Source organism: Streptomyces sp. NPDC050636 (assembly GCF_040654775.1).
In the GTDB taxonomy this organism is placed as follows: Bacteria; Actinomycetota; Actinomycetes; order Streptomycetales; family Streptomycetaceae; genus Streptomyces.
In genome coordinates this window covers 24,303-39,956 of the sequence record NZ_JBFAIP010000003.1, presented here as the reverse complement: position 1 = coordinate 39,956, position 15,654 = coordinate 24,303, and the positions used below count along the sequence as shown (strand labels likewise).

At 70.1% G+C, this 15,654-nt stretch carries 15 protein-coding genes and 1 tRNA gene; 11 read left to right on the top strand and 5 right to left on the bottom strand.

Annotated elements, in window-relative coordinates:
• Window positions 1-110: 110 nt before the first annotated feature.
• On the top strand, window positions 111-803 hold the full coding sequence (locus AB0I10_RS04920; protein WP_363150892.1) for a hypothetical protein: 693 nt from the start codon (window positions 111-113) through the stop codon (window positions 801-803).
• A gap of 55 nt (window positions 804-858) precedes the next feature.
• Window positions 859-932 (top strand) — tRNA-Lys (locus AB0I10_RS04915).
• A 58-nt stretch (window positions 933-990) separates the two neighbouring features.
• Here the strand turns inward: AB0I10_RS04915 and AB0I10_RS04910 are convergent.
• Window positions 991-2,232 (bottom strand): M6 family metalloprotease domain-containing protein, encoded by a 1,242-nt coding sequence (locus tag AB0I10_RS04910; protein WP_363150891.1) that lies wholly within the window; start codon window positions 2,230-2,232, stop codon window positions 991-993.
• A gap of 292 nt (window positions 2,233-2,524) precedes the next feature.
• On the opposite strand from AB0I10_RS04910, the gene AB0I10_RS04905 reads away from it, so the two are divergent.
• On the top strand, window positions 2,525-4,405 hold the full coding sequence (locus AB0I10_RS04905) for an EAL domain-containing protein (RefSeq protein ID WP_363150890.1): 1,881 nt from the start codon (window positions 2,525-2,527) through the stop codon (window positions 4,403-4,405).
• Between the two features lie 111 nt (window positions 4,406-4,516).
• Here the strand turns inward: AB0I10_RS04905 and AB0I10_RS04900 are convergent, their stop codons facing one another.
• The 3 genes from AB0I10_RS04900 to AB0I10_RS04890 all read right to left on the bottom strand — a co-directional run bounded on the left by AB0I10_RS04900 (window position 4,517) and on the right by AB0I10_RS04890 (window position 7,616).
• Window positions 4,517-5,662: an LLM class flavin-dependent oxidoreductase gene (locus AB0I10_RS04900; RefSeq protein WP_363150889.1), complete on the bottom strand. Its 1,146-nt coding sequence runs from the start codon at window positions 5,660-5,662 to the stop codon at window positions 4,517-4,519.
• Between the two features lie 169 nt (window positions 5,663-5,831).
• Complete coding sequence (locus tag AB0I10_RS04895) at window positions 5,832-6,557, bottom strand: decarboxylase (protein ID WP_363150888.1); 726 nt, start codon at window positions 6,555-6,557, stop codon at window positions 5,832-5,834.
• A 147-nt stretch (window positions 6,558-6,704) separates the two neighbouring features.
• Entirely contained in the window at window positions 6,705-7,616 is a 912-nt protein-coding gene (locus tag AB0I10_RS04890) for a decarboxylase (protein ID WP_363150887.1), read from the bottom strand.
• 209 nt (window positions 7,617-7,825) lie between these two features.
• Here AB0I10_RS04890 and AB0I10_RS04885 point away from each other — a divergent pair, with 209 nt between their 5' ends.
• Together AB0I10_RS04885 and AB0I10_RS04880 are read left to right on the top strand one after the other, a co-directional pair.
• Window positions 7,826-8,818 (top strand): D-2-hydroxyacid dehydrogenase, encoded by a 993-nt coding sequence (locus AB0I10_RS04885; protein ID WP_363150886.1) that lies wholly within the window; start codon window positions 7,826-7,828, stop codon window positions 8,816-8,818.
• Window positions 8,819-9,076: 258 nt separating this feature from the next.
• On the top strand, window positions 9,077-10,501 hold the full coding sequence (locus tag AB0I10_RS04880) for an amidase (RefSeq protein ID WP_363150885.1): 1,425 nt from the start codon (window positions 9,077-9,079) through the stop codon (window positions 10,499-10,501).
• A 5-nt stretch (window positions 10,502-10,506) separates the two neighbouring features.
• Here the strand turns inward: AB0I10_RS04880 and AB0I10_RS04875 are convergent, their stop codons facing one another.
• On the bottom strand, window positions 10,507-11,007 hold the full coding sequence (locus tag AB0I10_RS04875; RefSeq protein WP_363150884.1) for a DUF3830 family protein: 501 nt from the start codon (window positions 11,005-11,007) through the stop codon (window positions 10,507-10,509).
• A 245-nt stretch (window positions 11,008-11,252) separates the two neighbouring features.
• On the opposite strand from AB0I10_RS04875, the gene ehuB reads away from it, so the two are divergent.
• The 6 genes from ehuB to AB0I10_RS04845 all read left to right on the top strand — a co-directional run bounded on the left by ehuB (window position 11,253) and on the right by AB0I10_RS04845 (window position 15,635).
• The gene (ehuB, locus tag AB0I10_RS04870) at window positions 11,253-12,182 is read left to right on the top strand and encodes an ectoine/hydroxyectoine ABC transporter substrate-binding protein EhuB (RefSeq protein WP_363150883.1); all 930 of its coding nucleotides are present in this window, start codon (window positions 11,253-11,255) and stop codon (window positions 12,180-12,182) included.
• Window positions 12,179-12,907, top strand: a complete 729-nt coding sequence (ehuC, locus tag AB0I10_RS04865) for an ectoine/hydroxyectoine ABC transporter permease subunit EhuC (RefSeq protein WP_363150882.1) — start codon at window positions 12,179-12,181, stop codon at window positions 12,905-12,907. The genes ehuB and ehuC overlap by 4 nt, the downstream gene beginning before the upstream one ends.
• Window positions 12,904-13,557 carry an ectoine/hydroxyectoine ABC transporter permease subunit EhuD gene (gene ehuD / locus AB0I10_RS04860; RefSeq protein ID WP_363150881.1) on the top strand — a complete coding sequence of 218 codons (654 nt, stop codon included), beginning with the start codon at window positions 12,904-12,906 and terminating at the stop codon, window positions 13,555-13,557. Before ehuC ends, ehuD begins: the two co-directional genes overlap by 4 nt.
• Window positions 13,547-14,362, top strand: coding sequence for an ectoine/hydroxyectoine ABC transporter ATP-binding protein EhuA (gene ehuA, locus AB0I10_RS04855; protein ID WP_363150880.1), 816 nt, complete (start codon window positions 13,547-13,549; stop codon window positions 14,360-14,362). The genes ehuD and ehuA overlap by 11 nt, the downstream gene beginning before the upstream one ends.
• Window positions 14,363-14,465: 103 nt before the next feature.
• Entirely contained in the window at window positions 14,466-14,591 is a 126-nt protein-coding gene (locus AB0I10_RS04850) for a hypothetical protein (RefSeq protein WP_363150879.1), read from the top strand.
• A 285-nt stretch (window positions 14,592-14,876) separates the two neighbouring features.
• Window positions 14,877-15,635 (top strand): IclR family transcriptional regulator C-terminal domain-containing protein, encoded by a 759-nt coding sequence (locus AB0I10_RS04845; protein WP_363150878.1) that lies wholly within the window; start codon window positions 14,877-14,879, stop codon window positions 15,633-15,635.
• Window positions 15,636-15,654: the final 19 nt, after the last annotated feature.

Below are 15,654 nucleotides of genomic sequence, written 5' to 3'. Positions count from 1 at the left end.
ACCGGAAAACCGGGTGTCGGTAGACCTGTCGGCATGAGCGAGCGCAGCGAACGAATCATTGAGGGGTGCGCGCCTCGCGCATGCGAGGCCGAGCGAAGCGAGGCTTCGGCATGAGCGACTGGCTGCCCGACACTCCCCGCACCCTTGCCTTCCCGACCACGTCCTACGTCACCCTCGCCGGAGCCGACTGGCTCGCCTCCGCCAGCCCGCATCCGCGCGCCATGCACACCCTGTGGGCGGACCGGCCGGGCGCGCCGAGCGTGCTGCCGTGCGGCAGCGCCTTCGACGTGATCAACGCCCCGGCGCTCTTCGGCCGCCGGATGGTGGACCAGTTATGGTCCACCGGGCCGGGCTCGGGGCCGGTGGCGGCGCACCGCGGCCGGATCCTGCTGTTCGCGGCCCGGGGGACCGCCCAGCGGCTGCCCACGCTGCTCGACTGGATGGGGGCGCCCCCGACGAAGTCGTCAGGGGGAGAGTGGACCACTGCCGTCCCGCCGCTTCTCTGCCACGGCAGCGGTGACGCGGTGACCGTGCCCCCGCTGCACCCCTCCCGTGCCCAGGCCGCCGACGCCGCCACGGAGCACGCAGAGCACCCGAAGAACACAGAGCACACAGACGGCGCAGCCGGCTCGCCCGCCTCCCGGTGGCTGGTCGCGCCGGACGTCCGCAACCCCTGGCTGCCCGGCCCCGACGTCCTCCTGTGGGCCGTCGTCCGCGCCGCCCGCTCCTCGGCCGGAGCGGCGGCCGGGAACGACGGCGAGACTGCCCCGGAACAGCCCGTTCCGGCCCTGGCCGCCCGCTGAGACAATCGATTTTTGCCCTCCCCGAGCAGGATGCTAATGTTTTCCCCGTCAGCAGGCGCCGCTAGCTCAGTTGGTTAGAGCAGCTGACTCTTAATCAGCGGGTCCGGGGTTCGAGTCCCTGGCGGCGCACCGACAGACGAAGGCCCTCACCTAGGTGAGGGCCTTCGTCGTGTCCGCTCCGCGCCGTTCAGCCGCGCCCCACCTTGACCGCCCAGTCGCCGTCGGCCGTCCGCCCCGCGACCTGGACACGTACGCCGTTCTCGGCGTCTTCCAGGCTCTCCCCCACGCCCAGCGGCGCGTCCGCGAGCGGCGGGTAGACGGAGCTGCCCCAGCACGCCGCGCTGCTCGGGTGCCCGTCCAGCACCCGCACCGGCCCGGAGCCCGAGGATGTCTCGCTGCGCACCCGGTAGACCAGGACGCCCTCCGTGCACAACGACCGGTCGTTGCCGCCGGCGGCGCGGGCCTCGATGGCGAGTGCGCTGTCCGGTCCCGTACGGACCACCACGAGCCGCGGCCGGCGCTCGTCGCCCGGCTCCCTGGGGGCGGACAGGGTGCGCAGGGTGTGCAGGGACGAGCCGGTCGCCTCGGCGCAGTCGACCTGGTTGTCGCCGATCCAGCCGAGCTTCCACTTGTGCCACGCGAAGGGGTCCGGCGCCAGCCCGAACTGGCTGCCCATGAGGTCCCAGTCCCCCACATAGGTGTCCCAGTCACCCTTGCCGTCGCCCGGTCGGTGGTAAAGGTCCGGCAGGTCGAAAACGTGCCCGGTCTCATGGGCGAGGACATTGCGGTCCGGGGGGCTCTGCTCGAAGACGGTGACGAACCGGCGCAGCTCGGCGTTGTCCGCGCGCATCGGCTGGTCGAGGTTGACGACCTTGGTGGCGTCCGAGTCGACGCCGGGGGCGTCCGGGTCGGCGACGAAATAGATCATGTCGTAGCGGCTGAAGTCCACCGACGCGTCGGCGGCGGCGACCGCGTCGCGGAGATACGAGGCGCGGCGGCCGGAGTCCCAGTCGCGCTGTATTCCGTACTTGCCCGAGGAGCGCGGCATCCGGACCCACCTCTTGTGGATGTGCGGGCGCAGTTGGAACCTGCCGTATGAGGCGCGGTCGAAGAAGCGGGAGGTGGAGGGGAAGTAGTCCGTGGACAGGGTGCCGGGGTCGGTGACGGGTTTGGAGTCCGGGAAGGACAGGAAGACCATCACCGCATCGAGGGCGTGGTCGGGGCGCGGATAGCCGGTGTTCCAGGTGTCGACGCCCTCGGAGTGGTGGGCTCCGGTGCGCCCCAGCGCACAGGAGAGGGAGGCTTCGGAGGCGGTGGCGGGTCCGGCGACGATGGACGTGGCGATCAGCGCGCTCAGCGAGGTGCCGACGGCTCCGAGGCGCCGCATACGGCGGCGGTCCACTCCGTCGGGTGTCTGGGCGCGCGGCACATCGACCTCCAGGGGCGGATTCGGAACACCTCATCCACCCTGTGGCGATTGAATGCTATTCGTCCTGTTTCAAAGACCCAGACGAGTGACCGGCGTGTCGCCATTAGTTCGTAACGGAAAGTCACAAACGACCAACGGGGCAATCCTCGCGAACAGAGCCGGACAGAAATGGCTGAAGTTCCGTCATGCGTGCCGACGATCACGGCTGCGTCGCTGGCTCGGCCGTTGCGCCAGCCTCTATGATCGCCACACTTTCCAGCGCGAGGTCCCCCCTCCACACGAGACAAGCGCCATGCGGGAGCGAGCAGTGAGCGGACAACCCGAAGGCACGGGCCGCACGCCCGGAGCGACGCTTTCCTCAGTGACGGAGCGTGACAGTACGACCAGTGACAGTACGATCAAAGACGCCTGCTGCGGGCGCCACGCCCCGGCCCCCTGCGACGACACCGCCGCCTCGCTGGGCGACTACCGAGCCGCCTTCTACGTCGGCCGCGTCCCGATGGCCGTCCTCAACCGCGACGGACTGGTCCTCGCCGCCAACCCCGCCTTCGGCGAACTCGTCGGCACCGACCCGGACGAGCTGGTCGCCGCCACCGCCGCGGACCTCACCGACCTCGGCGCGGACCCACGGGTGTGGACCGCCTACCGGGAAGTACTGTGCGGCCGTAGCGACCGATTCCGCTGTACCCGCCGCCTCAAACACCCCGAGGGGCAATCCGTCTGGGTGGAAGTGACCGTCGAACCGCTGACGGGCGAGGAGCGGGTCCTGCTGACGGTGGCGGACATCAGCGACCGCCACGACCTGCTGGCCCGGCTGCGGCATCTCCAGATGCACGATCCGGTGACCCGGCTGCCCAATCGCGCCCTCTTCTTCGAGCGCCTCTCCACCACCCTGGAGACCTCCGCCGTCGAAGCGTCCGGCACCGGCCGGATCGGCCTGTGCTACCTCGACCTGGACGGCTTCAAGGCCGTCAACGACACCCTCGGGCACCGCGTCGGCGACCGGCTGCTGAGCGCGGTGGCGCAGCGGCTGATGCGCTGCGCGGAGAGCGCCGCGGACCGCGGTGGCCGGGGCCGGCATCTGGTGGCCCGTCTTGGCGGTGACGAGTTCGCGCTCCTGGTGGAGGACTCCACCGGCACCGACCAGCTGGCCGAGCTCGCCCAGCGCGTCCTGGACGCGCTCCAGCGGCCGTTCGACCTGGCCGGTCAGCGGCTGTCGGTGTCGGCCAGCATCGGCGTCGTCGAACGGACCGCCACCGGCACCACCGCGACCGGTCTGATGCAGGCCGCGGACACCACACTGTTCTGGGCCAAGGAGGACGGCAAGGCCCGCTGGACGCTCTTCGACCCGGAGCGCAACGCCCACCGGATGACCCGGCAGGCACTGTCCAGCACACTGCGGCCGGCCGTGGACCGCGGCGAGTTCACCCTGGAGTACCAGCCGCTGGTCGGGCTGGACGACGGCCGGGCACAGGGTGTGGAGGCGCTGGTGCGCTGGCGGCATCCGCAGTTCGGCACCCTGTCGCCGAATCGGTTCATCGCACTGGCGGAAGAGAACGGCGCGATCGTCGAACTGGGCCGCTGGGTCCTGGAGCGGGCCTGCCACCAGGCACGCGCCTGGCAGCTGGCGCACCCCGCCGACCAGCCACTGTTCGTCAGCGTCAATGTGGCCGTACGTCAGGTGTGGGACTCCGACCTGGTCGCGGACGTCGCCGGCATCCTCGCCGAGACGGGGCTGCCGCCGCAGCTGCTCCAGCTGGAGCTGACCGAGTCCGCCGTCATGGGCTCGGCCGGCCGGCCGCTGCAGGCCCTCCAGGCGCTCAGCGACATGGGCGTACGGATCGCCATCGACGACTTCGGCACCGGCTACTCCAACCTCGCCTACCTCAGCCGTCTCCCGGTGTCCGTGCTGAAGCTGGACGGGTCCTTCGTCCACGGCTTCCGCTCGCAGGAGCATCCGAACCCGGCGGACGAGATGATCGTGGAAGCGCTGGTCGCGCTCGCGCACCGGCTCGGGCTCACGGTCACCGCGGAGTGCGTGGAGAGCGCGGAGCAGGCCGAACGGCTCCGCCGGATCGGCTGCGACACCGGCCAGGGCTGGCTCTACTCCCGGCCGGTCGCCCCCGACCGCGTCGAGGCACTCCTCGACGCGGGGCGGCACACGGGAAGCTGAAGCACGGCCGGCGCATGAAAGCGCGGGTGGGGCGACCGGCGAACGGGTCGCGACCCGCGCCTCCCCGCACCGGCCGCGGCCCGCACGACGGCCGCCCCACCCACTGCGCGGTCAGCCCCTGGGCAGCCCGTACGCGTCCGCGATCAGCTCGTACGAGCGCAGCCGGGCCGCGCTGCCATGGGCGTTGGCGGTGATCATCAGCTCGTCGGCGCCGGTGCGCTTGGCGAGATCGTCCAGGCCCTGGCGGACGGCGTCCGGGGTGCCGTGGATGACGTTGCCGAGCCAGCTGTCGACGAAGTCGCGCTCCCGCTCGCTGAAGGCGTACGCCGCCGCCTCCTCCGGGCTGGGGATCAGACCGGGGCGGCCGGTGCGCAGCCGGATCATGGACAGCGCGCCGGTACGGACCTGGCGGCGGGCCTCCTGCTCGTCCTCGGTGGCCAGCGCCGAGACACCGATCAGGGCATACGGCTCGGACAGCACCTCCGAGGGGCGGAACGACGCGCGGTAGAGGTCGAGCGCGGGAACGGTGTTGGCCGCGGAGAAGTGGTGCGCGAAGGCGAACGGCAGACCGAGCGATCCGGCGAGCCGTGCGCTGAAGCCGGAGGAGCCCAGCAGCCACAGGGGCGGCCGGTGCGGCGACTGCACCCCGCCGGGCGAGGTGGCCTGCACCGGGCCGGGGACCGCGTGGATCTTGGCGTAGGGGTGGCCGTCGGGGAACGAGTCGTCGAGGAAGCGGGTCAACTCGGCCAGCTGCTGCGGGAATTCGTCCGCGCCCTCATGCAGCGTGGGAGCACCTCCCATGCCCTTAAGGCTATGGGGGACGGTCCGGCGCAGCGCGGCGGCGGTGGCGCCGTCGGTGCCAGGGGCCCGGCCGAGGCCCAGGTCGACGCGGCCGGGGGCCATCGCCTCCAGCGTGCCGAACTGTTCGGCGATGACCAGCGGCGCATGGTTGGGCAGCATCACGCCGCCGGAGCCGAGCCGGATGGATGTCGTATGCGCGGCGATGTGGGCGAGCAGCACCGCGGGCGACGAGGAGGCGACGCCGGGCATGGAGTGGTGCTCGGCGACCCAGTAGCGGTGAAAACCGCGGCCCTCGGCGGTACGGGCGATGTCGACGGCCGTCCGTATCGCGCCGGACGCGGTGTTGCCGGCGCCGACCGTCACCAGGTCGAGTACGGAAAGGGGGACCGGTGCGGTGCCCTTGGCCGTGCCCCGGATGCCGTCGCCGGTGCCCCTGTACTCGTCTTCGCCGCTCACGGTGCGGGTCCTCCTCGCGTCGCTGGTCTGCGAGGAGGACAACCGGAGCAGTTCTCCGCTTATTCCCGGGTGGAGGCCTCGTTCCCGGGAGACGTCCGAATCCCGGGGACGTCCAGTTCCCGGGCGGGCGCCTCTTCCCTGGCGGGCGTCTCTTCCCGGCCGGACGCCATCAGCCCCGCGCCGTACGGGTGAAGAGGGTGCCGAGCTCCGGGCAGGCGATCTCGCGGTCGAGGAGCCGCAGCCCTTCCCACGCCGTGACCTGATTGGCGGTGAGCACCGGCTTGCCGAGCTCCGCTTCGAGGGCGGCCAGGTGCTCGGCGGTGTGCAGGGCGGTATCGGGCAGCAGCACCGCCTCGGCGTCCGGATGATCGCCGGCCCGGGCGAGCGCCAGCACCTCCTCGCGGCCCCAGGTGCCGACCTCGGCGGCGGTGATGATGCCGCTGCCGCGGGTCGAGACGACCTCCGTACCGGCGGACTTCAGGAACGCCTGGAAGTGCTCGGCGACATCGGCCGGATACGTGGCGGCGATCGCGACCCGCTGGGCGCCGAGCGCCCGGACGGCGTGCGCGAAGGCGAAGGACGTACTGGAGGCGGGCAGCCCGGCGGTGGCGGACAGCTCCCTGACCTGTTCGTGGGCGCCCTCCCAGCCGAACACGAAGCTGGCGCTCGTACAGGCCCACACCACGGCCTCGGCGCCGCGCACCTTGAGCTCGGCGACGCCGGCGGCGAGCCGCGCGGCCGAGCCCATCTCCAGCAGCGCGTCGACCCGGTGGGCGTCCTCGCCGATATCGGTGTGCACGAGCGGCAGGCGGACCGAGCCGCCAAGGAGCAGTTCGAGGCGGGGGTAGTCGTCCTCGGCGGAGTGGCCGGGGTAGAGGAAGCCGACCGATGCCATGCAGGTCTCCCTTGGATGTACGGATGCGGGTGCGGGGATTTCAGCGGGTGCGGGTACCCCTGGGCGGGTGATCGCTGCCGGCGACGGGAACGCCGGCAGCGTAGGGATATCCCTCGGTTTTGGAGGTGCGTCAGTTCCGGACCGGCCTCAGACCGGGGGCAGCGGCCCCGGATCCTCGGGCGGGTAGGGCGGCGGATCGACGCCGTCGACCGCCTCCCCTTCGGGTGGTGCGGGGGGACCGGCGAAGGCGGCCTCGGGGGTGGCCCGCGGCCGCGCCTCCGGTACGCCGGGATCCGACCCGGACATCGCGGCGGGTCCGCGCCGCGCCACCGGGTCGAGCAGCGCCTGGTACGGGCCTACCGCGGCCGCACCGATGGCGCGCAGCGCGGCCCACATCGTGACCTGGTTGGCGGACAGTACCGGCATCCGCAGCTCGGCCTCCAGCTGCGGGATGACGTCATAGGTCGGCAGATTCGTACAACTGATGAAGAGCGCGTCGGCGGCACCGACCACGGCCGTGCGGGCCATGTCGACGACATCGCGATAGGGGACCTTCCAGATGTGCCGGGTCAGTCCGAGGTAGGCGCGGCCGGTGACCGTGATGCCCGCCTCACCGAGATAGTCCTCCAGGGAGTCGGTGACCGATTTCGTATAGGGCGTCACCACCGCGATACGCCGCGCGCCGATCTCGCGCAGCGCTTCGATGAGTGCGCCCGATGTTGTGAGCGAGGTCACTTCCCCGGCCTGGGTCATGGCCGCACACATGGCGCGCTCGCCCGCCACCCCGCCGACGAAGCTGCCGGAGGTGCAGGCATAGGTGATGACCTGCGGTGATACCGCGCACAGCGCCTGGACGGCAGCGTCCAGGGTTTCGTGCTCGCTGACCAGGCGGGCCAGGTCGAGGCTGACCTCGACGGGCACGAAGGGAGTTCGGGTGAGGTGGAGGGACACGTCGTCGGGAACCCAGCGCCACAGTTCCCGGTCGAGTGCGAAGTCGAAGGGTGCGACAACGCCCACGCCGAGCTGAGGCTGTGGGCCCCCCAGAAAGGAGACGTCCATGAAGGCCCCTAGAAGAAACGAAGGGCTGGAGTGGCCAGGCCAGTGGCCGTGGATGTGGTGCAGCCGGTACTTGCCGGGACGTCGGGACAGAGCCGTTGTTGACACGGTAGATACGACTTCTTAGCGTGGTCAATCCTCGCATCTCAGGCATCCCGTCGGCGCCCCTATTCAGTGATAAGGGGCACACGTTTCAGAACGGTTTCTGGCCTATGTCCGAAAGCACCGAAAGCACGGTCAGCACTGTCAGCACTGTCCTCGTATTGGGTTCCGACCCGCCACCGAAGCTGGACCGGCTCACCGGCCGGGCCCAGGTGATCTACGCCGATGACGCCTCCCTGGCCGGCCTACTCCCCTCCGCCGACGTGCTGTTGGCCTGGGACTTCACCTCCGACGCGATCCGGGACGCCTGGCCGTCGGAGGGACCCCGGCCCCAATGGGTGCACACCGCCAGCGCCGGCGTGGACCGGCTGCTGTGCCCGGCGCTGATCGCCGACGACACCCTGGTGACCAATGCGCGGGGCGTCTTCGAGCAGCCGATCGCCGAGTACGTCGCCGGGCTGGTGATCGCCATGGCCAAGGACTTCTACGGAAGTTGGGAGCTCCAGCGGCAGCGGCGCTGGCAGCACCGTGAGACGCTGCGGGTCGCCGGCAGCCGCGCCGTCGTGGTGGGCTCCGGGCCGATCGGGCGGGCCATCGGCATCACCCTGCAGGCACTCGGGATCACGGTCGACCTGGTAGGCCGCCGCGAGCGATCACCGGATCCGGAATTCGGCCTCGTGCATGCGGGTGACGCGCTGAACGGTCTGCTGCCGGCAGCCGATTGGGTGGTCTGCGCGGCGCCGCTGACCGAGGCCACCCGCGGGCTCTTCGGCAAGGACGCGTTCGCCCGGATGAAGCCGCAGGCGCGGTTCATCAACATCGGGCGCGGGCCGCTGGTCGTGGAGAAGGATCTCGTGGCGGCGCTGGGCGGCTGGCGGATCGCCGCGGCCGCGCTGGACGTCTTCGAGCAGGAGCCGCTGACCTCGGACAGCCCCCTGTGGGACGTCCCGCATCTGATCATCTCCCCCCACATGAGCGGCGACACGCTGGGCTGGCGGGACGCGCTCGCCGAACAGTTCCAGGACAACTTCGACCAGTGGTCGGCCGGCGAGCCGCTGAGCAACCTCGTCGACAAACACCTCGGGTACGTACCGGTGCGGTGACGGCGGCGATCCGCCGGCCGCGCAGCGCCGTCGCCGACGCGCGCCCGTACGCCGACGGCCCCGCTCCCCACACCCCGCCTCCTCCTCCCGCCTCCCGCCCCCCGGCTGTCCCCGCGCCTCCTCCCCCGCCGCCCTGCGCCTCCTTCTCCCACCTCCCTGCGCCTCCTTCTCCCACCGCCCCGCGCCTCCTTCTCCCACCGCCCCGCCCTGCACTCCCGCCCGCTGCCCCGCCCGGGGCGGCCAACGCCCGGAGGACGTATGACGACCGAACCGACCCATCTCGCCGATCTCACCGCCACGCGGCTCACGGCCGGGTACGCCGCCGGCGAGTTCTCCCCCGTTGAGGCGACCCGGGCGGTGCTGGAGCGCGCCGAGGCCGCCCAGGCCCGGACGAACTCCTTCACCCGGATCGACGCGGACGAGGCGCTGTCCGCCGCCAAGGAGTCGGCGGAGCGCTGGCGGGCCGGGGAGCCGGCCGGGCCGGTGGACGGGGTGCCGGTCACCGTCAAGGACTTGCTGCTGACCCGCGGCGCGCCGACGCTGCGCGGTTCGCGGACGGTCCGGGCGGAGGGCCGGGCGTGGGACGAGGACGCGCCGTCGGTCGCCCGGCTGCGGGAGTCCGGAGCCGTGTTCGTGGGCAAGACGACCACCCCGGAGTTCGGCTGGAAGGGGGTCACGGACAGTCCGCGGCACGGGGTCACGGGCAATCCGTACGACGCGGGGCGCACCGCGGGCGGCTCCAGCGGCGGCAGCGCGGCGGCGGTGGCGCTCGGCGCCGGTCCGCTGAGCCTGGGCACGGACGGCGGCGGCTCGGTCCGTATCCCGGCGTCCTTCTGCGGGATCTTCGCGCTCAAGGCGACCTACGGGCGGGTACCGCTCTATCCGGCGAGCCCGTTCGGGACGCTGGCGAACGTCGGGCCGATGACCCGGGACGCGGCGGACGCGGCGCTGATGATGGATGTGATCACCGCCCCGGACTGGCGGGACTGGTCGCAGCTCGGTCCGGCCGCCGGCTCCTTCCGGGAGGCGCTGGCCGGTCCGGTCTCCGGGCTGCGGGTGGCGTACAGCCCGTCGCTCGGCTGGGACGTGCCGGTGGCGCCCGAGGTCGCCGCGGCGGTCCGCTCGGCCGTCGACACGCTCGCCGGGCTCGGCGCGTACATCGAGGAGATCGACCCGGGCATCGAGGACCCGGTGGAGGCGTTCCACACGCTGTGGTTCAGCGGCGCGGCCCGGGTCGTCCAGCATCTGGGTGACGCGGAGCGGGAACTGCTCGACCCGGGGCTGCGGGAGATCTGCGAGCAGGGCGCGCGCTACAGCGCGCTGGACTATCTGGCGGCGATGGATACGCGGATGGCGCTCGGCCGGTTGATGGGCCGCTTCCACAGCGCCTACGACCTGCTGGTGACACCGACCGAGCCGATCACCGCGTTCGAGGCGGGCGCCGAGGTCCCGGCCGGATCGGGGCACACCCGCTGGACGGGCTGGACGCCGTTCACCTACCCCTTCAACCTCACCCAGCAGCCCGCCGCGACCCTGCCCTGCGGGGTGGACGGCGACGGACTGCCGATCGGGGTGCAGCTGATCGGGGCGCGGCACGCGGACGCGCTGGTGCTGCGCGCCGCGCACGCGCTCTACGAGGCGGGGGCGGCGGAGATTCCCGCGCCACCCGCTGCCCAGGACTGACTCGGCTACGCCCGGCGGAAGTTGAGGGTCTCCCCCACGGCGCCGGCCCGCCACAGGTCCTGGCAGGCGTCGGCCATCCGGTCCAGGCCGTCGACGACGGTGCCCCAGACGATCCCCGGCACCCAGCCCGCGTCACCGTTGATCAGCAGGTTGTTGCGCTCGTAGAAGAGGGCGAGGTCGACGACGGTGGCACGGCCCTGGTGTTTGGCCTGGGTCTCGTAGCCGTAGGACTTGGTGCCCAACTGGGTGTCGCTGAAGGTGAAGTAGCACAGGTCGCCGGGGATCGGCGTGATCGTCGGGTTCTCCAGCGGCGGCTCCTCCGGGGCGAACGGTGGAATGAGCGCGTAGATCTCATTGCGGGCGTATTTGGCGTGGTAGACATCGCCACCGAGCGGGAGCGCGTCCCATACGGCATTGCAGGTGATCGGTGCGCGGTCGTCGAGCAGTTTGGCGGTGCAGGTCACGCCGCGCTTGTCCAGGGAGACTTCGATGAAGCGGTCAGCCATGTGGCCTCCTACCGGTCCTTCACAGAACAAAGGGGAAGTGGTGCGCCCTTCAGCGCTTTCGGCCCGGAACAGCCTGAAAGACACTTTGTGCGATGCCCTCAACCGGCCATCGGCATGCCTCATTACGGGCCATGCACGGGAACCATACAGGCGCAATACCGACTTACGACACATGCTCCTTCCGCTTACATCAAGGGCTGGAAACTATCGGCATATGTTCAGCCGGGTCGGGTAGCCGCGCGCCCATGGCTCCACCACAGGGGAACACCTCAGGAATCATTGGAAAAGGGATTCGCCGCCGCTCGCTACTGGCCGGCGCGGCGGCGTTCGGCGCGGTCGGCGCCATCGGCGCGACCGCCGGATGCGCACAAGTGGACGTCTCGGGAGCGAAGGACGGGGGGCATCTGCTCGACGATCTGCGGGACAAGGGCACCGTGCGGATGGGCATCGCCAGTGAGCCCCCGTACGCCTCGATCGACAGCCGCGGAGAGCTCACCGGCGAGGCGCCCGCCGTCGCCAAGACGATCTTCCAGCGGCTGGGGGTGAAGAACTTCGAACCGGTGCCGGTCGAGTTCGGCGGGCTGGTCCCCGGGCTGCACTCGATGCAGTTCGACGTGATCGTCGCGGGCATGTTCATCAACAAGGCCCGCTGTGCGGCGGTCCTCTTCTCGGACCCGGACTACGAGTCGAAGGACGGCTTCCTCGTCCCGAAGGGCAACCCGAAGAAGATCAAGACGTACAAGGACATCGCCGAACAGGGCCTCCGGATGGGCACCGGCGTCGGGTACGCGGAGATCGACTACGCCACCGGCAACGGCGTCGAGAAGAGCCAGATCTCCCTCTACCCCGACCAGATCGCCGGCATGGAGGCCCTGGAGGCCAAGCGCATCGACTGTTTCGCGGGGACCGCCCTGACGATGATCGAGGCGCTCAAGACCGGTGACCACCCCAAGGTGGGCATGACCGCCCCGTTCACGCCGACGGTCGACGGCAAGCCGCAGCGGGACGGCGGCGGTTATGGATTCCGGCTGGGCGAGACCCAGATCCGGGACGCCTTCAACGCCGAGCTGCACAAGATGAAGAAGAGCGGCGAACTGCTGCGTATCGCCAAACCGTTCGGATTCACCAAGGAGTTCATGACGGACCTGACAGCAGAGGAGCTCTGCAAGAAATGACCGGTCCTCTCTGGCAACTCTTCTTCGAAGGCGTCTGGATCACCATCCAGTTGATGGTCTACAGCGCTCTGCTCGCGGCCACGGTCGCCTTCGGCATCGGCATGGCGCGCACCTCCCGCCACAAGGCCGTCCGCTTCCTGTCCGGTGTCTATGTGGAATTCTTCCGCGGCACCTCCGCCCTGGTCCTGATGTTCTGGCTGTTCTTCGCGCTGCCGCTGCTCGGCTGGCAGCTGGCCGGCATGTGGGCGGGCACCCTCGCGCTGGGGCTGTCCTACGGCGCGTACGGCTCCGAAGTCGTACGCGGAGCCATCCAGTCGGTGGCGCCCGCGCAGCGGGAGGCGGCCATCGCGCTGAGCTTCTCGCCGTGGCAGCGGATGCGGAAGGTGATACTGCCGCAGGCCGTCCCCGAGATGATGCCGCCGTTCAACAACCTGCTGATCGAGCTGCTCAAGGGCACCGCGTTGGCGTCGCTGCTGTCCATCGGCGAGCTCACCTTCCAGGCCAAGCTCGCCCGGCTCTCCACCGGTGAGAGCGCGCAGGTCTACGGGATCATCCTGGTGATGTACTTCGTGATCGCCTTCTGCGTCACGCGGGTGATGCGCCTGCTGGAGCGGCGCGCCAAGGCATCGATCGGCCAGAAGCCGGAGAGGGCGGGCTGGTTCTCCCGCAAGCTTCCCGTCAAGGAGCTGGAGACGCAGATCGCGGCAACCGGGGGTAACCGATGAACACCTGGTCTTGGGATTACGTCGGCGAGATCATGCCGCAGCTCCTCCATGGGCTGTGGATCACCGTTCAAGCGACGATCTACGGCTCACTGGTGGCTTTCGCCCTCGGACTTTTCTGGGCGCTCGCGCTGCGTTCGGGGAACCGCTGGGTGACCTGGCCGGTGAGCGCCGTCGTCGAGTTCATCCGCAACACCCCGCTGCTGGTGCAGCTGTTCTTCCTGTTCTTCGTGCTGCCGAGCTGGGGAGTGTCCTTCGGGCCGCTGACCACGGGGGTCATCGGACTGGGGCTGCACTACTCGACGTACACCGCCGAGGTGTACCGCGCCGGCATCGACGCGGTGCCCGCCGGGCAGTGGGAGGCGGCCACCGCGCTGAGCCTGCCGCGCCGCCGCACCTGGACCGCGGTGATCCTGCCGCAGGCCTTCCGCAGGGTGGTCCCCGCTCTCGGCAACTATGTGATCGCGATGTTCAAGGACACCCCGATGCTGTCGGCCATCACGGTGACGGACATGCTCTTCGAGGCGAACAGCATCGGCGCGACCACCTTCGACTACATGGAACCGATCACGATCGTCGGTCTCCTCTTCATCGTGATCTCGTACCCCACCTCCCTCCTCCTGCGAGTCCTGGAGCGTCGCCTTGTCCGCTGACAGCAACCTTTCCAAGGAAACGGCAAACCCCGCGGTCGACGGCAGCGAGCTGATCCGCTTCGACCACGTCACCAAGCGCTTCGGGACCAACACGGTCCTGGACTCGCTGGACTTCACGGTCTCCTCCGGCAAGCACGTCACCCTGATCGGCCCGTCCGGCTCCGGCAAGACGACGATTCTGCGGCTGCTGATGACGCTGCTGAAGCCGGACGAGGGGACCATCAAGGTCGGCGGTGAGTACCTCACCCATGAGGAGAAGGGCGGCAAGCTCGTCCCGGCCGGCGAGAAGCACACCCGCGAGGTGCGCAAGAACATCGGCATGGTCTTCCAGCAGTTCAACCTGTTCCCCAACATGAAGGTGCTGCGGAACATCACCGAGGCGCCGGTGCACGTCCTGGGCATGACCAAGGACGAGGCCGAGGAGCGCGCCCGCGGGCTGCTCGACCTGGTCGGCCTGACCGAGCACCTCGACAAGTACCCCACCCAGCTCTCCGGCGGCCAACAGCAGCGGGTCGCCATCGCGCGGGCGCTGGCGATGCGGCCGCAGGTGCTGCTGTTGGACGAGGTGACCTCGGCGCTCGACCCGGAGTTGGTGGCCGGCGTGCTGGACGTGCTGCGCGACATCGCCCACACGACCGACATCACCATGCTCTGCGTGACGCACGAGATGAACTTCGCCCGGGACATCTCCGACGATGTGCTGATGTTCGACTCGGGCCGGGTCATCGAGTCCGGTTCCCCGGAAAAGATCTTCACCGAGCCGGAACACGAGCGGACCCGGGAATTCCTGAGCGCGGTGCTCTGACCGGCCCGTCCTGATCCGCCACAGGGTGGTGTTCCCCGGCCTTCCGGGGCACACCACCCTTTCCCCTTTGTCCCTTGGGCGGATCTGCGACTTCCACCGCCAGATGGCTGAGAAGCGCATCTTCCTTTGGTACGTCAGCATGTGGAAGGGCAACAAGGTCAAGTGGACCAGCGACGAAAAGATGCTCCGGACGTCCTGGGGAACGGCATCTGCCGTCCCGGAGACGTGAACTGACGTCCTGGCAGCGGACTCGCGGAGCCGGTCACGAGCATGGCCGGTTCCGCACCTCCCCGGGCCCTCCCCAGCCCAGTGACCAAGGCATATGCCAACGTCACAAGCCCCAGTACAGAAAACCGGCACGCAACCCTTTTCAGTCAAGACCCCCTCCATCGAAGGCCGTTCACCGCTATCGTGATACGAGCCCCGTTGTCCGGGAGCGGTCGCCCGCTGCGTCGATCGACCGCGACCAACAACGGTCACGACGCAAGCGGTAACAACCTGCTAGGGGGACACCGTGGCGCTGAAGCCCGAGCCGACCGCGCCGTTCCATTCGGTGCAGTACGCGCTTCGCGTACTCGAAACGATCTCCAGGCGCGCCGACGGCGTGACCGATGCGCAGATCGCCCGGGAAACCGGACTGCCCACGGGCCACCTCGCCCACATGCTGTCGATGCTGCGACGCGAGGGCTATGTGGAGCAACTCGCGGACGGTGCGTACATCGTCGGCGAATCCCTGCTGCTGCTGGGTTCCGGCAGCGACCGCGACGGCGCACTGCGGGACAAGCTCCAGCTCACCCTCGACGAGCTGCGGGATTCGGTCGGCGCGGCGGTCTACATCAGCCGGTACATCGACGGCGAGGTGAAGATCCTCCACTACGCCGACGGACCGCAGGCCCCCAAGGTCAACGAGTGGGCCGAATTCCGCCGCACGGCGCATGCCAGCGCAGTCGGCAAGTGCCTCCTCGCACAGCTGGACCACGACGGCCGGATGGACCACCTCTCACGCCACAAGACCGCCCGGCTCACGTCCCGGACGATCACCAACGAGAAGGTGCTGTTCCACAAGCTCGACAGCCAGCCGCCGACGGTACCCGTACTGGATCTCCAGGAGTACGCCGTCGGCACGGTCTGCGCCGCCGTACCGATCACGGCCGGATCGACGGTCGGCTGCCTCGCGCTGTCGATGCCGCTGGAGCACGCCCACCGCCTGCGCCAGGCCGCCGACGCGCTGAATCGCGGGGCCGCGCCGGTGCTGCTGTCGCTGGCGATCTGACGCTAAAGGGGTCGGGTGG

Bases quoted from the DNA above. Each gene is read 5' to 3' on its own strand.
- AB0I10_RS04850 (WP_363150879.1), top strand. From the start codon at position 14,466: ATGGCTGAGAAGCGCATCTTCCTTTGGTACGTCAGCATGTGGAAGGGC.
- ehuB (WP_363150883.1), top strand. From the start codon at position 11,253: ATGGCTCCACCACAGGGGAACACCTCAGGAATCATTGGAAAAGGGATT.
- AB0I10_RS04895 (WP_363150888.1), bottom strand. From the start codon at position 6,557: ATGGCATCGGTCGGCTTCCTCTACCCCGGCCACTCCGCCGAGGACGAC.
- AB0I10_RS04875 (WP_363150884.1), bottom strand. From the start codon at position 11,007: ATGGCTGACCGCTTCATCGAAGTCTCCCTGGACAAGCGCGGCGTGACC.
- AB0I10_RS04905 (WP_363150890.1), top strand. From the start codon at position 2,525: ATGCGGGAGCGAGCAGTGAGCGGACAACCCGAAGGCACGGGCCGCACG.
- ehuD (WP_363150881.1), top strand. From the start codon at position 12,904: ATGAACACCTGGTCTTGGGATTACGTCGGCGAGATCATGCCGCAGCTC.
- AB0I10_RS04880 (WP_363150885.1), top strand. From the start codon at position 9,077: ATGACGACCGAACCGACCCATCTCGCCGATCTCACCGCCACGCGGCTC.
- AB0I10_RS04890 (WP_363150887.1), bottom strand. From the start codon at position 7,616: ATGGACGTCTCCTTTCTGGGGGGCCCACAGCCTCAGCTCGGCGTGGGC.
- AB0I10_RS04885 (WP_363150886.1), top strand. From the start codon at position 7,826: ATGTCCGAAAGCACCGAAAGCACGGTCAGCACTGTCAGCACTGTCCTC.
- AB0I10_RS04920 (WP_363150892.1), top strand. From the start codon at position 111: ATGAGCGACTGGCTGCCCGACACTCCCCGCACCCTTGCCTTCCCGACC.
- ehuC (WP_363150882.1), top strand. From the start codon at position 12,179: ATGACCGGTCCTCTCTGGCAACTCTTCTTCGAAGGCGTCTGGATCACC.